Origin of the sequence: Moorena sp. SIO3I8 (assembly GCF_010692325.1) — a bacterium.
Taxonomy (GTDB): domain Bacteria; phylum Cyanobacteriota; class Cyanobacteriia; order Cyanobacteriales; family Coleofasciculaceae; genus Moorena.
The window spans coordinates 1-21899 of the sequence record NZ_JAAHHW010000110.1 but is presented as its reverse complement, the minus strand read 5'-3'; the positions used below and the strand labels follow the sequence as shown (position 1 = coordinate 21899).

Below are 21899 nucleotides of genomic sequence, written 5' to 3'. Positions count from 1 at the left end.
CTTAATTCTTAATTCTTAATTCTTAATTCTTAATTCTTAATTCTTAATTCTTAATTCTTAATTCTTAATTCTTAATTCTTAATTCTTAATTCTTAATTCTTAATTCTTAATTCTTAATTCTTAATTTAAAAATTGCGTTCCACAAAACTATTCAAATCATTCCATTATTACTAAACACCCAAAATTCCCCTGTTTCAAAACAGGGGAATTTTGGAACAAACAATTGCTCAGAGCGATTAGCCCGAAGGGCTACGCTACGCGATCGCGCTTATCGACGGGTGATTGAATTTAATCTAAATAACCCATCAGCTGTGGATCAGCATCAATATCATTTGGGGCGATGGGACGCTTGCCCATGATGTACTCTATTTCATCAAGATGAAGATTACTAGCAGCAATTGGTCGCTCCCCAGACACCTTCATGATACCGAGTACCTCAATGTTGCTAGAGGTGATGGGGCGGTCTCCCATTACAGATATAGTTTCTAATACCTGGAGATTACTGGCATCAATTGGTCGATGTCCCATTATGCTTTGTGTTTCACTAATATTAAGGTCACTAGGAGCAATGGGACGGTTTCCAGGTAAAGGGGCAATTGCATCCAAGGCAGAGGTTTCCTGTTCTGGAGCTTCTGCTAGCTGAACTGCGGTAACGTTTTCATTGATTGCAGTGCTATCGCTCATAATCGTATACCTAGAAGTTTTTAACGGAGTTTTTTAGCTATTCGGGCAAGATTAGCCCTAGGTCCTACCCGCTTTCGGAGGTGTGGGATTAACTATTGGTGTTATGGCCTCGTCTATGGGCGAGCGGGGTGCTGACAAAGTAGGAGAACAAAAAAAGCTCTGGTTGCTGTATTGACCTGGAGTCTTTGCTGTAACTGAGTTTAGTAAGGGGTAATCGGTAAATGAGAATTGGTGATACTCATGCGAAAAATCCCATTAATTACGTTACAGACCGCAACGTTAGCTTAATTTTTGCTCTTGACTAACCTTTACAAGTATTATAAAGCCTTAACTATACTAAGTTACATTTTACGAAAGTAAACAATTAGGTCAAGGATTATAAAGCAGTTCTTAATTGGGTCAGCTACTTACGCCGGTGGGTTAATGGGAACAGGGAGCAGGGAGTAGGGAGTAGGGAGCAGTTGACAGGGGTAGGTTTGTTGTATTTAGCGACTGCATCAAGACGGGATAAGAAAATTGAATGGATCTGATAACTATGACAAATGCTATAAAGGTTGAGACTGGGTTCTGACCCCTTTAGCCCTACAACCAAAGCCCCACAACCGAGACCTCTGGAGCTAACAGGTTTGAGATACTACAGCTGATTAATGATTAACTGATAAGCAAGCAAATAACCTACCCTAAAGTGGATGCCAAAGGTGAATAACCCCCTAACCTATCTGAGACTGGATGTCAATGGGGAATAACCAAATAACCTTCATCCCTAGGATCGATTGCTGAGTTCTTCACATTTTGTTACAAATATAGAAGTAACTCTCGCAGGATGCAAGATGGTTATGTTAGGTGGCTTCACCGGTACAAATAATTCTGGCACCGACTGGGGTGAACAGCTGCTGAATACTGTCGCCAGCAAGACCATTCGCCACCTGTTTACCACAAGCGAATCGGTAGATGTTTCTGTGCGCTGCTTTCCCTCTAGCAAATTGCTACAAGGTAGCATCGATAGTTTCAAAATGAGTGGCCGTGGTTTAGTGATTCGTCGGGAATTCCGGACAGAGGAGATGTCCTTTGAAACCGATGCTGTCTCTCTGGATTTCAGCTCAGTGCTTCAGGGTAAGATTTCTCTGAAACAACCTACTCAAGCGATCGCTCAAGTTATTCTTACTGAAGCTGACATCAACCAATCCTTTAAAGCACAACTAGTTAGAAAGCGGCTGGAAAACCTTTCTACACCAGGGTTAACCGCACTATCTGGTGGTGCTCCGGTTTCCTTTACTGAGGTGCAAGTGCAGCTGCAACCGAACAATGGTCTACGGTTATTTGCTAAGGCTGACCTACCTAATTACGGCATAGTACCGATTAGTATGACATCTACCATCGGAGTAGAGCGACGACGGCGGATTTTGTTTAAAGACTCCCAGTTTCAACCTAATGAAATACCAGAGTCGTTACAAGAGATATCTAGAACTTTGACAGTAGCCCTGGATGATATCTTGAACAATATGGTGGATCTAGACCGCTTCAACCTGGATGGTGTTACTATGCGCATCAATCGTCTAGAGACCCAAGGGAAAAAGCTAGTTTTCAGTGGCTACGCCCAAATCGATCACATCCCCAATAATCCTTGAGCGGTCAGCGGTCAGCGGTCAGCGGTCAGCCTTTAGCTGTTCGGTGTAGCGTGCGCGTAGCGCTAATCGCTGTTCGCTGTTCGCGTAGCGTGCGCGTAGCGCATAAGCTGATAGCTTTCAGAAAAACTCAGACAGGGGTTAAATTTCATCGGGATTAATACCCATCTGTCGTAACCGTTCTGCTAGTTGTTCAGCTCGTTGTTGAGCCAGTTCCTTCTGTTGGCGTTCATGTTCAGCTCGTTGCCGTTCAAGTTCGGCTCGTTGCCGTTGAAGTTCGGTTCGTTCAGCCTCAGTGGGAATCCAATTCCCATCTTGATCATACCAACGTAGCCACAACCGATTCAAGCCTCGATATTGACCAAGCCATAGCCCTATACCCAATTGCAACTCAGGGATCCAAAATTGGGCATTGTCTATGGTTTGGAGCTGATAGCTCCTGCCATCTAACTTAAAAATTCGCAATTCATTGCTGACTCGGTCGAAGGTGACATAGTAGGGAATAGCTAAAATCTGCTCGTACACTTCCCATTTGGTGGGTGGTTTTCCCGTTCGTTCACTGTAACCAAGGTCTTGATCTCTGGTGCTGGCAGAGAGCAACTCTATCGCCACAATTGGTCTGACCTCTTCTTGCCAGATCACATAACTCATTCTAAGCTCTCGTCCTTGGTAGAGTCGGGAAATCCCTACTACCGCAAACCAATCCGGTCGTTTGTACCAAGCGGTATGGTTGGGGTCATAATATAAGTTTAAGTCACTGGCCACAAACACCCTTTCGCTCTGATAATTGGGAGGACGAAAGGTCTCACTACACAGTTGTGGCTGCCAAATATGAAATTCGTCAGGCAAACCCGGCTCCTCCGGATCTTCACTGGGTAAATCATACATGGTGGGCAGGGTTTCTTTGGCCGGATGAGGGAGAATAACTTTTTTAAATGAGGGTTTGGCAAGTGACATGAAATTACCTCAATTTTTCCGACTGATGACTTTGATTTTAGCAAGGGAGTAGGGAGTAGGGAACAGGGAGTAGGGAGTAGGGAACTTCGGATCAGGGAACTTCGGATCAGGGAACTTCGGATCAGGGAACAGGAAAAAAATCCTGTGTACCTCATACTTATGAAAAACGCTGTTCCGACTCCCGATTCCCGACTCCCGATTCCCGACTCCCGACTCCCGACTCCCGACTCCCGATTCCCGACTCCCGATTCCCGACTCCCGATTCCCTGCTCCCATTGACCCAAATTAAAACGGATCTATAATGATAGATAAAGCAAAAAACAATTACCAATATGATGCTGGATTGGTTAGCAATTTGGGGACTTTCTAGTGCCGGTGGCTATCTCGCCAAGGAAGTAATTGGTCCGTTGGCAAAAGAGGCTCTAGAAGACTACACTAAAGAGTTTTTCAAAGAGTCTATCAAAGAGTATACCGGACTATCGGATCAGAATACCCAGAAAAAACTTTTTGGTAAAGCCTTAAAAGAATTTATGGCTTTAGTGGAAGAAGAATTAGAAGATGCTGATTTATCTAAGCAAGACGTAAAACAGTATACTAAACCCCTCAAGCAGTATATTAAACATAAATCCATTAAAGCTATCCTGGGCAGTGCCTTCAAGTATGGCTGTAAACGAATAGATACCGAAAAATTAGATAAGACTTGGATTGAGCTTGACTTATTACCATTACCGGAAGGATTTGATTGGCACTATATTGGGAAACGGTATGTCAAGGAAGTAAAAACGATTATTCAGGAATCCGATGATTTACGGCCTATCCGGGATTCCCAACACTTGGAAGCGATCGCAGAAAACACGAAAGCAGGAATTACCCCAGATTTTGACTTAAGGGAATATCAAGAAGCACTCCTAGAGAGCTATGGTAATCTCAAATTAGATAGTTTAGATACTAGTGGCTGTGCCTATAACGAGCTAAAACTTTGGAAGATATTTATCCACCAAAATGTGCGAGAGGTTCATGACCTGATGCCGGAGGCGATTCATGAACTGCCTAAGGATGATTATCAAAAACTGCGAGAGAGTGGTCAACTAGACAAGGAAAATGACAAAGAAGAGTTGAAACGAGCTAAAGAGCGTTATTATCAACAGCCAATTAAATCGGTATTGGATGTGATTAAGGACTCTCAAGACTATCGGTATTTGGTGGTTTTAGGAGACCCAGGCTCTGGTAAATCTACGTTGCTCAAGTATTTAGCATTGGAGTGGGCAAGAACCGATCTAACTACTGAGAGTTTTCTACTAATTCCCTTACTGATTGAATTACGCACCTATATCCGGAATCGCGATAGTGGACAATGTAATAACTTCTTGGAATTCTGCAATCAAAGCAGTGGATCGATATGTCATCTGAATCAACATCACCTTGATCAGCAGTTAAAAGATGGTAAGGGATTAGTGATGTTTGATGGCTTGGATGAAGTCTTTGAGCCAGGCAAACGAGAAGATGTTATTACTGATATTCATCGCTTTACGAATAAGTATCCTAAGGTACGAGTAATTGTGACATCTCGGGTAATTGGTTATAAACCCCAACGGCTACGGGATGCTGAATTTCGTCATGTTATGCTCCAAGACTTGGAGTCGGAACAAATCCAAACCTTTATTGAGAAGTGGCATGAATTAACCTTTACTGATCAAGCCGATAAAGTTAGGAAACGGGAGCGCTTACAAAAAGCAATTGAGACATCCTCCCCGATTCGACAACTGGCGGTAAATCCCCTATTACTAACCATGATGGCAATCCTGAATCGCAATCAAGAATTGCCTCGTGACCGCTCTGAACTCTATAACCAATCCTCTCGATTACTGCTCCATCAATGGGATGTGGAACGAGCATTACTAGAAGATAATCGTGTTGACCCGAAGACGATTGATTATAAAGATAAGCAACAGATACTAGCCAAACTAGCAGATTTCATGCAGGGCAATCAAGCAGGATTAGCGGGAAATCTGATTAGTGGGGAAGATTTAGAACGGATTATCAAAGAGGAGTTGAAATTACGGGATGTTAATGACCCGAGAGCGGTGGCTAAGGTCATGATTAATCAGTTGCGCACCCGCAATTTTATCTTGTGTTTCATGGGAGCTGATTATTACGCTTTTGTGCATCGGACATTTTTGGAATATTTCTGTGCTTGGGAATTTGTCAGGAAATTTGAGAAAAAACAGGAGATTTCCCTAGAACAGTTGAAAACTGAGGTATTTGGTAAGCACTACAAGGATGAATCTTGGCGTGAAGTGCTGCAGTTGATTGTGGGAATGATTGATTATAAGAAAGCTGGAGAGATTATTGACTATTTGATGGCACAAGATGGAGAAGGATATAAGTTTAATAATTTATTTCTGGCAGGGGATTGTTTGTCTGAGGTTAGGAATCGATATGAGATTAAATCAACGGATACTGAATTACTGAATTGCTTCAAAGACTTTATTGATGATGGCCAAAATAGCACAAGATTCAATGATAGTGATATTCTTACTAAAACTGTGATAGCAGTAGCCACCCATTGGCCAGACCATGGAAATACCTTAGCTCTACTTCAAAAATGGGCTCGCTCTGATACTGATTGGAGGGTGCGAGTTACAGCAATTTTACTGTTAGCTCAAGGTTACAAAGACCAACTAGATACCTTAGCTCTACTTCAAAAATCCGCTCGCTCTGATAGTGATTCGATGGTGCGAGTTACAGCAATTCAACAGTTAGCTCAAGGTTACAAAGACCACCAAGATACCTTACCCTTACTTAAAGAATGGGCTCGCTGTGATAGTGATTCGATGGTGCGACTTAGAGCAATTCAACAGTTAGCTCAAGGTTACAAAGATCACCCAGATACTTTACCCCTACTTCAAAAATGGGCTCGCTCTGATAGTGATTCGATGGTGCGACGTAAAGCAATTGAACAGTTAGCTCAAGGTTACAAAGACGACCGAGATACCTTAGCTCTACTTCAAGAATCGGCTCGTTGTGATCAAGATTGGCAGGTGCGAAGTACAGCAATTGTAAACTTAGCTCAAGGTTGGCCAGACCACCCAGATGCTTTACGCCTACTTCAAAAATGGGCTCGCTCTGATACTGATTCGATGGTGCGAAGTGAAGCAATTGAACAATTAGCTCAAGGTTGGCACGACCAGCCTTGGTTATGGGAATTTTTATGCGATCGCACTCTCCATGACCCCTTTGAGCGTAAGGAAAGCTGGTATGAAAATCCTCGACAAGTAGCCCTTAAGGCCATCCTCGAATACTATCCTAACCATTCCCAAACCCGATCATTATTGCAGAATAGAGCAGAGCATGACCCTGATCCTAAACTGCGGAAGTTTGCTAAGGACCAATTAGAAAAATTAAGAAAAGAATAGATACAGTGGTTCGTTACGGGGGGTGCATTCTTACGACAACTGATTAATCTCATCCACACTCAACCCCGTATATTGAGCAATATCCTTCAGGGGTAATCCTGCTGCCTTCATCTGTTTAGCAACCTGTTCTATACCTTGTTGTCTACCTTGTTCGAGACTTTCCTGAATCAAGGTTTGATTAACACTATACATATCCCGGTAGACTTTGAGGCTATCCTGATACAGGGCTTGCTCCTCAGAGGAGAAGTTGGCAATTTCGGCTACTTCAAACAGCTGGGTAAACACATCCTCTTGCAAGGGTTCAGGGGGAGCATTACATTGGGCAAGATGCCTGAATAAAAACAACCACTTGTCAAAATGGGTTTCTAGTTGATCAACAGATTTAGTAAATTTCGGTAGCTCCACATAGATGAATTTCAACTTATCGTAGAACACTTCACACCGCTGGTTTTTTAACTCTACCACATGCAACAGTTCTGAATCGTGCTTATGGTCATTAAAAATAAAATCCAGAATACCAACGGTGTAGACTGCGGTTAGCTGATAATTCCAATCTCTCTGTTGCACCTTTTCTTGCATAGGGAAAGTGGCATAGTAAACACTGCGGTCTTTGAAGAAATTTTGTTTTGCCTTTTGCATTTCCACAATAAAGCGTTCACCGGTTGTGCTCTGACAATAAATATCGAAAATCGCTCTTCTATCCACTAAAGTGTTACCCAAAAACTCGGGATTCTTAATAGTGACATCCTGAATCTGATGGTGGGGAGGCAACAGCGTATTCAAGAAATCGATCAACAGTGCTTTGTTGGGCTCAGTGCCAAAGACGCGCTTAAATCCGAAATCCGTGAGCAGGTCAATGTATTTATCGGGCAAGGGGAAAAGCATATTTTAGAAGTTAGAAGTTAGAAGTTAGAAGTTAGAAGTTAGAATTGGGAATGTATAATTTATAGCGTTTATTGCATGTATGAGGTACAGTGAGCAACCTCAAAGTCCCCCTTTTTAAGGGGGATTTAGGGGGAGCCATTGGTACCTCATGGGAAACAGAATTGCTATAGAATGTAGAATTTAGAATTTGAAATTTATAATTGGGAATTGGGAATTGAAAATTTAGAATTGGGAACGTAGAATGTATAATTATGTTTTCTTCATTCTTAATTCTTCATTCTTCATTCACCATTCTGCATTCTTCATTTTTCATTCTAAATTCTACGTTCTACATTCTTCATTCTCCCTTCGAGCACAATCGCTCCAATAAGGGTTTAGGAATTGTTTCAAAATCTTCAAGCAAGAAATCCATGATGGCCAGATGGCGCAAGTGACCAGCAGTGGGAGGGTAACAGCGACGACTGGTGCTAAACCAGCCGTTAACGGTTTGAAAGGAACAGGAGCAGATTAAGGCCATATCTTCCCTCGTCAAGTCCCACTTCTGGTAGAACCGTTGCGGTGTCATACCCAATTCCCAGTAACTGTACAGTCGGATTAGGATTTGCTCGCGCTCGGTGATGGGATAGGGATAGGAATTTTCCTCCTGAGACTCCCTCTGTTCAAGCTGTGCAAGCTGCTCAAGACGCTCTATCGCTTCGTGGTAATCGATGGGATGGTAAACAAATCGTTTTTTTGGCATTATTATAGAATTACCTCAATTGTAATTGGGTAGAAAGCCGCGCTTGGCGCTTGGTCGGCAGAAAGCGCGGCTTTTTTTTCATGATTATAGTATAACCATTGGGTACTTTTATTGTCAACCTAAAACAAAAAAAAGTCAAGGCAATTTGTAGATTTTGTAATAATTAGTTACAATTCACTGGTTAGCATGGTTACTGGTTTAATTGATAGCTGAAATTGGAACATAGAATTATAAAATGTCAGTTTTTAGCGGTTAGTGGTCAGCGGTCAGCGGTCAGCAATCAGCCTTTAGTTGTTCGCGTAGCGTGCGCGTAGCGCATAAGCTGATAGCTGATAGTTTGACCCAGTGGTGCGTTACGGGGCGGGCTGTTCCAACCAGACCCGAAGAGACATAAAATTAGTTCAAGCCCGCCCCTAACGCACCCTACGCGATTCCCGACTCCCGACTCCCGACTCCCGACTCCCGACTCCCGATTCCCTAATTAATGAAGCGCTTCCCTAACCAAAATCACAGTACTATCAACACCCCGTGCGATCGCTTCTGGAATATTGCCATGGATCGCCTGCTGCAATAATCCCTCTCGACTAGCTCCTATCACCACTACATCATGCTTTTGAGCCTTGGCTAAACGAATTAAAGCATCAGAAACAGAATAGGAACGGATCGGAATTGATACCACATTACTAATACCTTTGAGTTGCTGTTTGAGGAAATAGGTAGCTTTTTCCAAGCTAGTCATTACAGGTTCCCCAGCTTGAGGGTTAAAAACCTGAGTTACTACGATTTGCTCTGCTTTAGCAAGGGTTGCTAGTATCGGAATTAATTGTAGGGCACGCCTGGAATTGGGTCCACCAGCAATGGGGATTAACCAACGCTTCCAGGTCTTAGCTAGTGAACCGTACTTAGCAGATTTAACATCTTCTGCTACTTCCTTGCCTTGGGGTAATTTTAGCAAGACTAAATCACAGGGAGCTTGTCGAATCAAGGTATCGATAATATTACCAAAAATCTGATTAGGACTATTAGATGGTGCTCCTTTCCATCCCATCAAAATTAGATTAATATGTCGTTGTTTAATGGTTTCTAGAATTGCTTGAGCGGTATCGTGGGATATCCGGATTTGGGTGTGAACTGGCATTTCCAAGCGTCGCCCTAGCCTTTCCGCTTGCCTTAGCAATCTGCGACTTTTGGTAGTATCAACTGCTGTCTGAGCAGGACTATTGCTGCGAGAGATGGGTATTACCTGCAAACACTCGATTTCATAGTCGCGATCGCGGCCAATAGCAGCAGCTATTTCCAACAATACTGGTGCTGATTGGGGATTAGCTAAGGGAACCAACATCCGTCCACTGCCGGTAGCTGGAGCGCGAGTATAATAGACGCCATAGGAGGGATCAGGACTTGGTCCTAGTTGCTCTTTTTCCCCACTAAGTTGGTTAGCTTCGGCACGAATAATATCACTAAAGGTAATGATTCCAACTAACTTTCTGCTTTCTATAACAGGTAACCGATTGAGTTTATAACGATTAAGAATGTAGAGAACGTGGCTTAAGGTATCATTGTGTCTAACTGTTATCGGTTGTGGAGTCATCACCTCTTTTATAGGGGTGTTTCCAGGCAGTTGGTCTCGATTTTTGGCAATATCTTCTTGAGTAATTATCCCGACCAATTTACCCTGAGCAACTACTGGAAAGCCGCGATGACTAGAGTTACTAAAGGTCTGAATGGCTTGCTCTAAGGTCATCTGACTCCCTAGGGTTTCTACCCGGCGCTGCATAATGTCAGATGCTTTCAAACCAGCTAAGGTTCTTTTATCCACCTTTACTTGAGGCAAGCTGTAGCCTTTCCTCTCCAACAAACGTTGATAGAGAGACCCTTTGGCTAATTGATCGGCAACTAGGTAGGAAACCACACAGGTGATCATTAACGGTAGGACTAAATTAAAGTCCGTTGTCATCTCAAACACGATCACAATCGCTGTGATCGGTACCTTGGAAACCGCACTAAAAAATGCTCCCATCCCTGCCAAGGCGTAGGTAATCGGATAACCTAATTCGAGCACATGATACTCACCGATACCGACTAAATAGCCTAATGCGGAACCCAAAACTAGGGACGGATGAAACAACCCCCCTGGTGCTCCAGAACCATAGGCAATTATGGTTAGTAAGAAGTAGACTACAAAAGCGAGACTGGTAAATTTCCAGCCGACATTACCACTGAGCAACAACTCCCGCAAACCACTGTTGTTATGGAACTGCTCCGGTAGCAGTGCTACAATACACCCACCAAGCATCCCAGCTATACCAATCCGCAATGGTAATCTGAGCTTAAGGCGGTCGTAAAAATTCAGACTGGCCAGAATTCCCTGATTAAACAAAGCTGCTAGCAATCCAGCCAACACCCCCAACAATAAATAGAAGGGAATCTCACGAGCGTCAAAGGTGCTGGAAAAGTTGCTTAGTTTCAGATTCAGCTCTAGGGTACCTCCACCCAAGAGCCGGGAAACCACCGCACCAATAAAGGATGCTATAATAGCACTACCCAGAGTTATACTAGATAAATCTGGTAACAGTTCCTCAAAGATAAAGGCTACACTAGCCAGGGGAGCATTAAACCCAGCGGCTAATCCAGCCCCAGCCCCAGCAGCAATCATTTGACGTCGGTGATCAGGAGAGGTGGGTACCCAACGAGTCAATTGAGCTGCCAAAGCTGCTCCAATATGAACCGTTGGGCCTTGCCGTCCCATGGTCATTCCCCCCGCCAGAGATAGGATCGTACTGACCAACTTGACCGCAGCCACCCGTAAATTCATCGCGATAGGAAACCGAGCAAGGGCACCTTTAATCTGAGGTACGCCACTACCTGTTGCCTCTGATGCTAGAAACTCAATCAGGAATCCGCACAGTAATCCTAAGCAGAGTCCAAAAGCAGGTAGGGCAAAGCTAGGGGGTAGGATCAGAGATGCTTGAAGCCGCCAACTCCCTAACCAGCCAATACTGTGTTTGAGTAATACTGCTGAGAGTCCTGAGACCAATCCAATCAGACAGGCTTCGGCAAGGGCAAGACTTCTTTTGGGGATCAGCCATTGGGTAATGGGATTGATCATTGATTGATCATTGGTTAATTTTCATTAGTGATTATTCCTAGGTACTTTCTAAATACCAGGATAATTTCTCTAGTTACAACTAACCCACTAATGACTAGAGGTTACCGATAGTCCTTCCACAATTAGAGAGGGTGTATAGATGCTATCCTGCCAGTCAGCATCATCACCTAGTACTACTAACTGTTTAAGGGTATTGTAGACATTCCCAGCTACCATGGTGTCTTTGACTCTACCAATAATATTGCCTTGTTGGACTCGATACCCTAACTCAACATTGACGGAAAAGTCACCGGAGATGCCAGCACTACCGCCGAGAATCTGGTCTATGACTAATCCTTGGTCTAATTGTCGAATTAAGTCATTGAGTGACCCTTGGCCTGGTTTAATCAGTAAGTTGACTAGATCAGGGGTTGGGTAGCTGCCTAGGCTAGGGCGAAATCCATTGCCTGTTGTGCCAGTTCCCAGTAAGCGACCGGTAGTGCGATCGCAAAAAAACTGTTGCAATTGCCCTTCACTGATAAATACTAGGGATTGGGTAGGGGTGCCTTCATCATCAAAGGGGCAACTGTAGGGAAATTCAGGATTGGGTTGTTGAAACAGGGTCAGGTTTTTTGAGGTAACCACCTGACCTAGACTATCACTCCAGGGGGTCGCTTTTTCAAGTACCCGTTTTCCATTTAAGGCTGCTTCCACAGTGCCCCATAGCAAATCCGCTGCTTTAGACGTCAACAAAATTGGCACACGACCACTCGGAGTAGAGACATTTTCCGTTGCCCAGTTGAGGCGTTGTAAAATTTGCTCTAGGACTTTGTTAGTGTTTAGGGTTTCCTTGGGCTCAGATGGGCTTAATCGAATTTCTGTACCATCACCGACACTTAAAAAGTCTTCACCCCTAACCCATTCAAGCCCCAGGAAATAACTGAGGATTGTGTCAGTGTAAGAGCAATGTAATCCTTCGGAGTTAATTAGGCTAGTGGTTTCTGACTCCCATTCCCACTCAGCGGTACACAATACTTCTGGGTAGGCATCGCGAATTAATGCGATCGCATCCGAGCCGATTGCTACTAGTTCTTCTATCGGTATAGTTTCTGGTGAGTCGGAATAGTTAGCGCTAGGACCATCAGCCAGTTCTATGGATTCCGGTTCATTGAGTGCAGTCATGGCCATTGCCCGGTCTACTAAATCTTGGGCTGCCACTGCTCCATAGCCCACTGCTAGTCCCGGACGTCCGTCTCGCCATAACCGTAGCGCTGTGCCTTCCGATTGACTACTTTCGATTTGTTTGAGCCGATTCGCTTCAAAAAACACAGGACGAGAAAGCGTCCGCGACTGATAAACCTCTGCACTAGTCGCTCCTGATTTAGCTGCTAAGTCTAACAGTTGTTCAGCTTGCAGCTCTTGGGGTATAGTTTCAGCACTCATATAGCAAAGGGAATAGGGAGTAGGGAGTAGGGAGTAGGGAGTAGGGAGTAGGGAGTAGGGAGTAGGGAGTAGGGAGTAGGGAGTAGGGAGTAGGGAGTAGGGAGTAGGTAAGAAAAATTACTCACAATTTATTTTTAGCTTCTGCCTTCTGCCTTCTGCCTGTTGCCTGTTGCCTGTTGCCTTTTGCCTGTTGCCTTTTGCCTTTTGCCTTGTCTTATAACTCCCGGCATAGCCAAAATCCAGCAAACCGTTCTGAAGTTGGACTCGATTGTACGGCCAGAAAATGAACTAGATTAGCTTTCTGCTTTGCTTCTTCAAAGCTTTTTGCCTCTGCCAGAATTTGGGGTTTGGTCAGGTTAGCGATAATCCAGCTATCATTGGCACCAGTTTCCAGTAAGAACTTTGGCGTATCATCGCTAGTGTCAAGTCTGACAAAGGATAGCTCCAAACCTGACATCCATGCCGCTAGGGGTTTAGCTCGTTGGGAAAATATAATCAGACCGGGAATGGGCGTTTCTGGGGCAATGTCCATGATCGAGACCGGGAAAGCTTCACCAAAGTCAATCTCCCACTCATTCATTTCCTCAAAGGCAGCGGCTTGTAGACTTACAACTGCCCACTTCTGTCCCTGCAAGGCATCGGGTAATGGTTTCGGGATGGGGGATTGATAACGGACAAATGAGGAAGCAGCGGCTGCGGGGTCATAGCCCGGTTGATTGGGATAAAAGTCCTCTATCCTTTGTTTTAACCATCGCTCCAAAGCATAGGTGCGACGGCTGGGTTGAGCTGGAATATTCAGCTCATTACAGGCTTTGGTAATCATATTGTTCATCTGACGCCGAAAGAAGCGAATCTTGGTTGGTGGCTGTTGAGCTTTTGCGATCGCATCTGCCAAAGCCTGCCCCAACCAAATTGAATTCACCTGCTGGTTGGGACACCAACTGGCGTATTGAAACAGTGTCTCAGGTGAGAGGTTTATGTCCAAAGGACTCTCGCATATTAAGACTTCCCAAAGTTTCTTCTGATTTTCGTCCAAAATTGGGCGGGAGTAAAAATCGAGTTCCCAAATTGTTTCCATGCCACCATTAACATAATCTCACCCATATTTATGATACGGCTCCAAGAGCGCAATCCGTAAGCAATCAGCTATCAGCTTTCAGCTTTCAGCTATCAGCTATCAGCTATCAGCTATCAGCTATCAGCGGTCAGCTATTAGCTATGAGTTTATGCCCATAGCGCACGGTACTTGAACAGCTTATGCGCTATGGGTTAGGTCACAGCGTCGAAGCCTGTGCCACGATACTTGAGGTGCCAACGGCTGACGGCTGACGGCTGACGGCTGACGGCTGACGGCTGACGGCTGACGGCTGACGGCTGACGGCTGACCACTGACTGCTTAGATGTGATTAATTCGATTTAACTATATATAATTAAAGCTATTCACAATTGTGAAACTCAACAAAAAACTATGAGTAGCGATCGCACAGACGTATTAGCCGCCAACACAGCGTTTTATAGAGCTTTTGAGAAAAAGGACATTGAAGCCATGAGTAAGGTCTGGTCTCAAGGCACTGGTAGTCTTTGTATTCACCCCGGACGTGATGTAATCAAAGGTTGGCGGGAGATTAGCTCATCTTGGGAAATGATATTCAAGAATACCCAATACCTGGAAATTGAACCAGAGATTATTGCTACTGAAGTCAGGGAAACTATTGCCTACGTTGTTGTGCTAGAAAAAGTGTTGCAAGTGAGCAAGGGTAGAAGGATTGAGGCAGAATCCATAGCAACCAATATGTTTGAGCTTATGGCTGGCTCTTGGTATTTGGTGCATCATCACGGAAGTCCACTGATGAGCTAACTTCCGACAAAGTGTCGTTCGATCAGGGTGGGAATTTGCTGGGGAGCCACTTGGCTGTAGCGAGCTTTGTCTGGCATCATCACTAGGTTAGGGCCATGTTTGCACTGTTTGAGGCAGCCAGTTTCTTTAATCTTGACTTGGTCTTCTAAACCATGGTCCTTTAAACTCGATGCGATCGCATTACAGACCGCTTGACCCCCCCGTTTCCGACAACTGGATTTCTGACAAACTAAAATGCTCGCTTTGCGGGTGGGAGTTTTGGGAACCAAAACAGTTGTTGGCTGCTGGTGGGGGGGAGCAGCAAGGTTCACCTCATAGGCTTTCAGTTTAAGTTTTCCAGTTTTGAGCTTTAGTTTACTGGTGCCACTCACCTCAATCCACGCCCCAGGGATAATGGCTGGATCTAAGTTCTCTCTGAGAGGTTTAGATAACTTAATCCAATATTCGATATCTGAAACAGTAATTCTTAAGTACTTGATTTTATAGCCATCCTTAATGACAAAGTCTAATAACTGTCCTACTACACTAAACTCTGAGACTGGCTCTTTCAACTTAGACATAGTTATTTACCTCTAGGAAAACTGTTTTTCTTTAATCAACCTTAAAAATGGCCATTTTTGTGGACTGAATCTTGGCAATGTGCTGGGTTTAATCCGATTTAACCAAGACAAATCCCGTTCACGGAGTCGTGACTAATAGAAAATATCTCTCAACTAATCTATCACAAATTATCGTCAACAGAGGTTCTGAAGAAGTTAAAAATTGTGTTATTAGGGACCTTTGAGAGTCTAGGTTAAATAAAATGATATGTGTTAGCCTACATAAAAGCCTGGCAATAAGCTACACTTAATGAAAACGATAGGAGAACACTATTATGTCTACAACTCAGGGTCTACTACGCTCCTTTGGTGAAATTGCTGACAATCCAATTTTGCTGGAAAAAAACGTTACCACCCCAGTTTGTGAAGGATTAAACATTGCTTTAGCCAGCTTCCAAGGGTTGTACCTGCAATATCAAAAACACCACTTTGTTGTGGAAGGAGCAGAGTTTTACTCCTTGCATAAGTTCTTTGAAGAAAGCTACGACGATGCTCAAGATCATGTCCATGACTTAGGAGAGCGTTTGAATGGACTAGGAGGAATTCCAGCTACTAGTTTTGCCAAATTAGCTGAATTGTGCTGCTTCACTCCTGAATCTGATGGAGTTTACAACTCTCGCCAGATGGTAGAGCATGACTTGGCAGCTGAGCAGTCAATCATTCAGTTAGTACGCAGTCAAGCCGCTCAAGCAGAAAGCCTGGGCGATCGAGCCACCCGCTATCTCTATGAGAAAATCTTGCTCAAGACTGAAGAGCGAGCTTATCATTTGAGTCATTTCCTGGCTCCGGACAGCCTAGTAATGGGATTTATGGGCAATGGAGCAAACTAAACCTACGTGAACTGAGATCTTGCACCATTGTCATGAATCGTAGGGTGGGCAGTGCCTACCAACGTGCTTTGCAAGCTTCATTATCTGTCTGATGCACTGCCCACCCTACATGAACTTAAACCTACTTTCTGACTCGCCCTTTGCATCAAGAAAAAAAATTTGAGGGTTGACCGTCAACCCTCAAGTCTCAACTGTTAACAAATATAAAATATAAAACGGAGAGGGGGAGATTCGAACTCCCGGAGCCTTTCGGCTCGCTCGATTTCAAGTCGAGTGCAATCGACCACTCTGCCACCTCTCCAGGCAAATCTATATTAACAATCCGTGGGCTCGGATGGCGACTATTTCTAGCCAGTTAAAAACTTTGTTTTATACCAGCAACGCTTCAGAAGCCTGGTAAAGCAATTCTTCAGATACCACTGAGTAATCCTTACCCACCCAGACCAGGGAGACTTGATCCACTATACCGCCTTTGAGAGACACTATCGAAAAATTCCGCAATCGGTCTGTATCGGTTTCGATAATTCGAGGGACACTGGCTGCATTTAAATATACAGTCCCTTCCGGACTAGTAACAATCATGGTTCGTAGTCGGTCTTTGGTGTGCTTTAGGATGTGGTGCATATGACCAAAGGTGACTAAGGGAATGTTTTTACCCAAGGAATAGGTTTTTGCGATCGCATCTTCCAAATCCGGGTCCCCATGATCACCACCAGCAGGATACCAATCTTTCCCACAGGGAGCTTCTGCTTGCTCACCTAGTCCCGTCGGACCATTATGACCGATCAAGATTACCGTTTCGTAAGCCGCACTACGCACTGCTGCTAAAATGCGTTCAACGGATTCAGAAAAGCTATTAATGCCATACTGTTCCCTGTAAAACTTCTTATTGCGCCAACTCTGCCCGCCCCAACTGTAAGGGCGAGCGCCAACTACAGAGAGATTTAAATCTGGGAAGTCAAGGTAACCATAACCCACATGGGTTGACCCCAGTAAGTCCAACTGTTGCTGTACCCTATCTTCTACTTCATGGTCATAAGGAGACTTTTTCCTTCCCCATTCCGAGGCAGTATACCAAGCATCATGGTTTCCCATAATCACCGCCTTGGGTAGGTCAATAGCAGCAATCATCTGGACTATATCCACCGCCTCATTGCCGAAATCCCCGACAAATAAGACCAGATCCACACCCAACTGCTCAAGAGCTATAGCATCTTCCGCTTCCCACAGTTGATGAATGTCTCCAACAACAGCAATTTGGATTGATTGTTTTTGATGAATGGTCATGCTTATGTTACTATCGCCCCTTCTCCAGCATAAAGGCAAAAGGGCAAACAGCAATATAACATCGAAAAAAGAATACTACATATCACCCCATTATCCCATTAATCCATTATCCCATCAGCCCTTTGCACAGAGGTTGTTTCTGAGCATCCGGATCGAGCAGCTGATAGCTGAAGAATACATTAAGTGTGACTTTTCTTGAGGAGTCTCTAACGGATCTGAGGCATTCGTGATGGCTGATCTGAAACTATTGGCAAATTCTACCGTCTCTACTCTGTGTCCCCCCCTAGGGCTGTTTAATCTGCTCAATAGTATCTAGTCTGACGGGCAGATACGGGAGATAGCTCAGATCACGGAGATCAGAAATACTTTATTCTTCCATTCTTCCATTCTTCGGCACCTTCGGCCTATTGCTCTCCTTGCTCTGAAGCAGCATCAACACTTTCACAGGAAACATCAACGTAAGCGGTTAGTAAAAAGCGTATGTCTAGATTAGCGTTTAGCCCAGGAGCAGGACCAGAACAGTTAATCAATGGACGTTATCAAGTTATTGAAATCCTTAACCGTGTCAGCTGGGGTCAAACTTGTATTGCGCTAGACACTTACCGACCCAGAAATCCCGAATGTATTGTTAGACAATTCCGTCCTGTTACTGATGACCCTGACTCCTGGCAAGCTGCAAAAGATATATTTCATCGTGAAACTAAAATTTTGGAGATTATCTGTCAGCATGACCAAGTTGCCAAAATTTTAGATTGCCTAGAAATTGACCATAGCTTCTACATAGTTCAAGATTTCATCCCTGGACGACCCCTGAGTGAGGAACTCAATCAACCCTGGAGTGAAAGCAGGGTAATCAATCTGCTACAAGAGGTTTTAGAGATTTTGGCATTTGTCCATGGTCAAGGGGTGATTCATGGTGATATCAAGCCAGACAATCTGATCAGACGATCAGAGGATAGCAAATTAGTTTTAACTGACTTTAGCGGTATTAAGCAGGTACGGACACCATTAGTTGGTGTTCAATTTAGTGCCATAGCGGCTTTGGGGGCATTCGGGTATATACCAACAGAGCAAATTCTCGGTAAACCTCGTCCCTGTAGTGACCTATATGCTGTAGGGATGATTGCCATTGAGGCACTCACAGGACTCAAACCCATACACCTAGAAGAAGACCCATTAACCGGAGAAGCCCTTTGGCAGGACTACGCCACAGTCACTAAAGATTTCGCTGGCATTATTCAGCAGATGGTGCGCTATTACTTCAAAGACCGTTACCAGTCTGCTGATCAGGTTTTGGAGGCACTCCATTCCTTAACTAGTTCTAAATCATCTATAAACTTATCAATGTCTTCAGCACCACCAACATCCCCAAACCCCTACAAACAAAAAACTGAGGATACTCTGGGTGAGCCAATTGAACCAGAGACTCTTCCAACAGAGGAAACAGAGGAAACAACTGAGGATACTCTGGGTGAGCCAATTGAACCAGAGACTCTTCCAACAGAGGAAACAGAGGAAACAGAGGAAATTTATTATCCCTCTATGCCTACTATTCCTACCAGAAAGTCTAGTGGACTTAATCTCACCGCCATGGGAGTTTCCACATCTGTAGCCTTATTAGTAGTAGCTGGAGGCTACTTGTTCTCATGGGGTGGCAACCAGGCAGAAGCTAAGCTAGCACAAGCTGAGCAAAAGTACCAGGAAGGGGATTTAGACGCAGCACTGAAGCTGGTAAAATCTATTCCCGCAGATAGTGAAAACTATCAAGATGCTCAAAATGCGATCGCTCAGTGGAAAAAAGATTGGCAAGATGCCAAAGCCCTATTTCCCCAGATAAAAACTGCCTTTGAGCAACAGAAATGGGTAGAGGTAATTGAGCAAGCTAGTCAGATTCCTAATATTGTCTTCTGGCAACAGCAAATAGAACCTATGGTCAGCCAATCTCAAGCTAATCTTGAGAAGGAAGCTTACCAGTTACTACAGCAGGCTTACAACCAGGCTATCGAGAGAGACTTTACTGGTGCACTCAACACATTTAAACAAATCCCAAAGGGAACAAAAGCCTACGCTACAATTCAACAAAAAATTCCGGAGTACACTCAAAAGCGAAACATAAAAGCAAACTTCCTTCTTCAGCAGGCTTACAATCGAGCCGCTCAGCAAGACTTTACCGGTGCATTGGTATATTTGAAAAAAATTCCTAAACATACCGATGCCTATCCTAAGGCTCAGGAAAAAATTGTTGACTATACCGCTAAGCAGGAAATTAGGGCTAACTATCTATTAAAGATGGCTGATAATCAAGCTGTTTTGAACAACTACACTAAGGCTTTGGATTATTTGAAACAAATTCCTGAAGGTACCTCCGCCTATCCCAGAGCTCAAGCCAAAATTCAGCAGTATACTCGATAAGCTGTTGTGCCTTTCAGCTGTTGTGCCTTTCAACTGTCTATTATTGAAATCATATAAAAAATATAGAGCCCAGTCCCCTTTTGCCATAAGCTATCAGCTATTAGCTGATAGCTTACCTGTTTTACCCTACAGTAGTTAATTGATATTTTCTACTAGCCACTAACCTGTTGCGGCGATTAATCCCTACTTCTATAAGAGCAGGACTTTCTCCCTGCACTACTTCGGTAAATTTGTCCGAATTAGCCATAACTTGTCTACCTGGTGCGTAAGCTTCAATCACATTACCGCTCACAGAACAGATTACCATTAAATAGTCACAACCTGGGCATTCAGTTTTGGTGACCTGGTCTCCAGCACAAGCATAATGTGATGCTTGAGAACCGATTAAGTAGTGACGTTGAGCCATATTACCACAGTTGGGACATCGGACTGATTGAGTTGTCTCCATTGCCGATTCTCCTCATTTAGATGTCATTGCTTGAAGGAAATAAGTCAGAATTAAACTCATAATTCAGAAAGTTTTTTTAATTTTTCTGTTTTTAATTAAACCTAAAGTTGCTGTTCAAGTGCGGCAGTAAATTTATCATAGGGAGCAATTCCTACAATAGTTTCTACCACCTCACCGCCCTTAAAAATCAGCACAGCAGGAATACTACGAATACTGTAATTTTTGGCAGTAGCTTTGTCGGCATCAATATCGATTTTTACGACCTTAACCCGATCTTTGTAGTCTTCAGCCAGTTTATCCATTAAAGGAGCAATTTTACGACATGGCCCACACCAAGGGGCTGTAAAATCAACGACGACTGGAACTTCAGAGGTTAAAACTGACTTAAATTCACTGTCTTTGATGTAAGCAACTGTACTCATGATATATTCCTTAAATTTTGAAAAACTACCACAAACTAATAGTCAACGGTAAAGGGTAAAAAGTCAATAACACTCAACATGGTTACCCCTTTTATCTTCCTTTAATAAAGAAGGGCGGTTAATCGGTTGTAATAGCTGTAATAACCAGGATGGCTAAGGCTATAGTTTGGTTTACCATGGTTGTTATGAAGTTGCTTGATGCATTAAGTTATGGCTGCTGAGAAATTGGAATGGGATAGCCTGATCGAAAGGCTAAACCAAGGTAGACAAGCGAAGGCAACTATGGGTGGCTATGCAGGTTATGGTTCACCGGCCTTCGGTCAACGGGCCCTAAATGGTGAGTTGGTGGATGATCCCCAAGAACAGCATGTAATTGAGTTAATTCGCCGTCACCATAAATCGGGCAAGTCATTACAACAAATCGCTAACTGGCTCAATCAGCATGGCTATACAACCAAGCGTGGTCAGCAGTGGAAACGGATCTCGGTTAAGCGGGTTTTAGACCGGCTATACGGTAGAACCCCTAGGGTGTCTACTTTGCCTCAAAAACCCAGTCAAGGGAACTTAAATCAGTAAGTAAATCAGTAAGCTCCAAGCTGGTAAAGTAGTTAGAATACCTTAAACAGAACGTTAGATAAGCCAGGGTACCTGATCGGACAATCCCATCGGACAATCCCATCGGACAATTGCCAAGCTAGGTCAGCAATGCCTAATTATTTGCCCCTAAGCCCAAATGGTTAAAGTCCCAGTATCCCTGGCAACCTCTGAAAGCCAAAAGCTATGTCATATAAGGATTAAAGATTATTTTGCTGTAACATCTATTTATTATATACCTTTATACAAGTTATGTGCATATTATTTCTGGATTTGTGGGATTTGTCCGTAACATCCCTCTACAAAACCCAAGGTTACCAGTATCTTTATGGGTTTTGTCTTGATGGTTAAGCAGTTCATGGATATGCGTTCGCTCAAGCGCGGAAGCTGAGGCCGTAGGCCACGCGGGGCGCGTTCGCTTCATCGCGCAACCGCTGGCAAGACAAAATAAAAATCCTTGACTGAGCAGTCTCAGTAAAGACACCAGCGCCATGACACCAGCGCCATAGTTTGTAGCGGTTGGCGGCGGTCGTAGGTCAAGGAAGTTCACCCATCAAATTAACTATGCAACTCAACGACCGACTTATCTGCGCCCCAACCCTAGAAGAGGCA

The 21899-nt window shown here is 43.9% G+C and carries 19 protein-coding genes and 1 tRNA gene; 6 read left to right on the top strand and 14 right to left on the bottom strand.

Annotated elements, in window-relative coordinates; all coding sequences use genetic code 11:
* Positions 1-288: 288 nt before the first annotated feature.
* Both F6K51_RS28455 and F6K51_RS28450 read right to left on the bottom strand, forming a co-directional pair.
* Positions 289-684 carry a hypothetical protein gene (locus F6K51_RS28455; protein WP_293026440.1) on the bottom strand — a complete coding sequence of 132 codons (396 nt, stop codon included), beginning with the start codon at positions 682-684 and terminating at the stop codon, positions 289-291.
* 403 nt (positions 685-1087) lie between these two features.
* Positions 1088-1276 carry a hypothetical protein gene (locus F6K51_RS28450; protein ID WP_293026438.1) on the bottom strand — a complete coding sequence of 63 codons (189 nt, stop codon included), beginning with the start codon at positions 1274-1276 and terminating at the stop codon, positions 1088-1090.
* A 238-nt stretch (positions 1277-1514) separates the two neighbouring features.
* Here F6K51_RS28450 and F6K51_RS28445 point away from each other — a divergent pair, with 238 nt between their 5' ends.
* Complete coding sequence (locus F6K51_RS28445) at positions 1515-2312, top strand: DUF2993 domain-containing protein (RefSeq protein ID WP_365940304.1); 798 nt, start codon at positions 1515-1517, stop codon at positions 2310-2312.
* Positions 2313-2450: 138 nt separating this feature from the next.
* Here F6K51_RS28445 and F6K51_RS28440 read toward each other — a convergent pair whose 3' ends face one another.
* Positions 2451-3266: a Uma2 family endonuclease gene (locus F6K51_RS28440; protein WP_293026436.1), complete on the bottom strand. Its 816-nt coding sequence runs from the start codon at positions 3264-3266 to the stop codon at positions 2451-2453.
* 332 nt (positions 3267-3598) lie between these two features.
* Between F6K51_RS28440 and F6K51_RS28435 the strand changes: the two genes are divergently transcribed.
* Positions 3599-6682: a HEAT repeat domain-containing protein gene (locus F6K51_RS28435; protein WP_293026434.1), complete on the top strand. Its 3084-nt coding sequence runs from the start codon at positions 3599-3601 to the stop codon at positions 6680-6682.
* 30 nt (positions 6683-6712) lie between these two features.
* Here F6K51_RS28435 and F6K51_RS28430 read toward each other — a convergent pair whose 3' ends face one another.
* The 6 genes from F6K51_RS28430 to F6K51_RS28405 form a co-directional block, all read right to left on the bottom strand.
* Entirely contained in the window at positions 6713-7567 is an 855-nt protein-coding gene (locus F6K51_RS28430; RefSeq protein WP_293026432.1) for an Rpn family recombination-promoting nuclease/putative transposase, read from the bottom strand.
* 337 nt (positions 7568-7904) lie between these two features.
* Positions 7905-8306, bottom strand: a complete 402-nt coding sequence (locus F6K51_RS28425; RefSeq protein WP_293026430.1) for a hypothetical protein — start codon at positions 8304-8306, stop codon at positions 7905-7907.
* A 481-nt stretch (positions 8307-8787) separates the two neighbouring features.
* A complete protein-coding gene (locus tag F6K51_RS28420) occupies positions 8788-11415 on the bottom strand; it encodes a chloride channel protein (RefSeq protein WP_293026428.1) in 2628 nt (875 codons plus the stop codon).
* An 87-nt stretch (positions 11416-11502) separates the two neighbouring features.
* Positions 11503-12837, bottom strand: coding sequence for a TldD/PmbA family protein (locus F6K51_RS28415; RefSeq protein WP_293026426.1), 1335 nt, complete (start codon positions 12835-12837; stop codon positions 11503-11505).
* The gene (locus F6K51_RS28410; RefSeq protein ID WP_293026424.1) at positions 12834-12962 is read right to left on the bottom strand and encodes a hypothetical protein; all 129 of its coding nucleotides are present in this window, start codon (positions 12960-12962) and stop codon (positions 12834-12836) included. The genes F6K51_RS28415 and F6K51_RS28410 overlap by 4 nt, the downstream gene beginning before the upstream one ends.
* 89 nt (positions 12963-13051) lie before the next feature.
* Positions 13052-13915 (bottom strand): Tab2/Atab2 family RNA-binding protein, encoded by an 864-nt coding sequence (locus tag F6K51_RS28405; protein WP_293026422.1) that lies wholly within the window; start codon positions 13913-13915, stop codon positions 13052-13054.
* Between the two features lie 390 nt (positions 13916-14305).
* Here F6K51_RS28405 and F6K51_RS28400 point away from each other — a divergent pair, with 390 nt between their 5' ends.
* Positions 14306-14695 carry a nuclear transport factor 2 family protein gene (locus F6K51_RS28400; protein ID WP_293026420.1) on the top strand — a complete coding sequence of 130 codons (390 nt, stop codon included), beginning with the start codon at positions 14306-14308 and terminating at the stop codon, positions 14693-14695.
* Here the strand turns inward: F6K51_RS28400 and F6K51_RS28395 are convergent.
* Positions 14692-15255: a (2Fe-2S) ferredoxin domain-containing protein gene (locus F6K51_RS28395; RefSeq protein ID WP_293026418.1), complete on the bottom strand. Its 564-nt coding sequence runs from the start codon at positions 15253-15255 to the stop codon at positions 14692-14694. The two genes, F6K51_RS28400 and F6K51_RS28395, sit on opposite strands and share 4 nt — an antisense overlap.
* A 314-nt stretch (positions 15256-15569) precedes the next feature.
* On the opposite strand from F6K51_RS28395, the gene F6K51_RS28390 reads away from it, so the two are divergent.
* On the top strand, positions 15570-16124 hold the full coding sequence (locus tag F6K51_RS28390; RefSeq protein ID WP_293026416.1) for a Dps family protein: 555 nt from the start codon (positions 15570-15572) through the stop codon (positions 16122-16124).
* A gap of 216 nt (positions 16125-16340) precedes the next feature.
* On the opposite strand, the gene F6K51_RS28385 is transcribed toward F6K51_RS28390, so the two are convergent.
* A tRNA-Ser gene (locus F6K51_RS28385) sits at positions 16341-16425 on the bottom strand.
* A gap of 68 nt (positions 16426-16493) precedes the next feature.
* A complete protein-coding gene (locus tag F6K51_RS28380) occupies positions 16494-17411 on the bottom strand; it encodes a TIGR04168 family protein (protein WP_293026414.1) in 918 nt (305 codons plus the stop codon).
* Positions 17412-17891: 480 nt separating this feature from the next.
* Between F6K51_RS28380 and F6K51_RS28375 the strand changes: the two genes are divergently transcribed.
* Entirely contained in the window at positions 17892-19823 is a 1932-nt protein-coding gene (locus tag F6K51_RS28375; RefSeq protein ID WP_293026412.1) for a serine/threonine-protein kinase, read from the top strand.
* A 121-nt stretch (positions 19824-19944) separates the two neighbouring features.
* Here the strand turns inward: F6K51_RS28375 and F6K51_RS38650 are convergent, their stop codons facing one another.
* On the bottom strand, positions 19945-20271 hold the full coding sequence (locus tag F6K51_RS38650) for a hypothetical protein (protein ID WP_365940302.1): 327 nt from the start codon (positions 20269-20271) through the stop codon (positions 19945-19947).
* A gap of 101 nt (positions 20272-20372) precedes the next feature.
* The gene (gene trxA, locus F6K51_RS28365; protein WP_075895667.1) at positions 20373-20693 is read right to left on the bottom strand and encodes a thioredoxin; all 321 of its coding nucleotides are present in this window, start codon (positions 20691-20693) and stop codon (positions 20373-20375) included.
* 210 nt (positions 20694-20903) lie between these two features.
* Between trxA and F6K51_RS28360 the strand changes: the two genes are divergently transcribed.
* A complete protein-coding gene (locus F6K51_RS28360; RefSeq protein WP_075895665.1) occupies positions 20904-21269 on the top strand; it encodes a recombinase family protein in 366 nt (121 codons plus the stop codon).
* Positions 21270-21899: the final 630 nt, after the last annotated feature.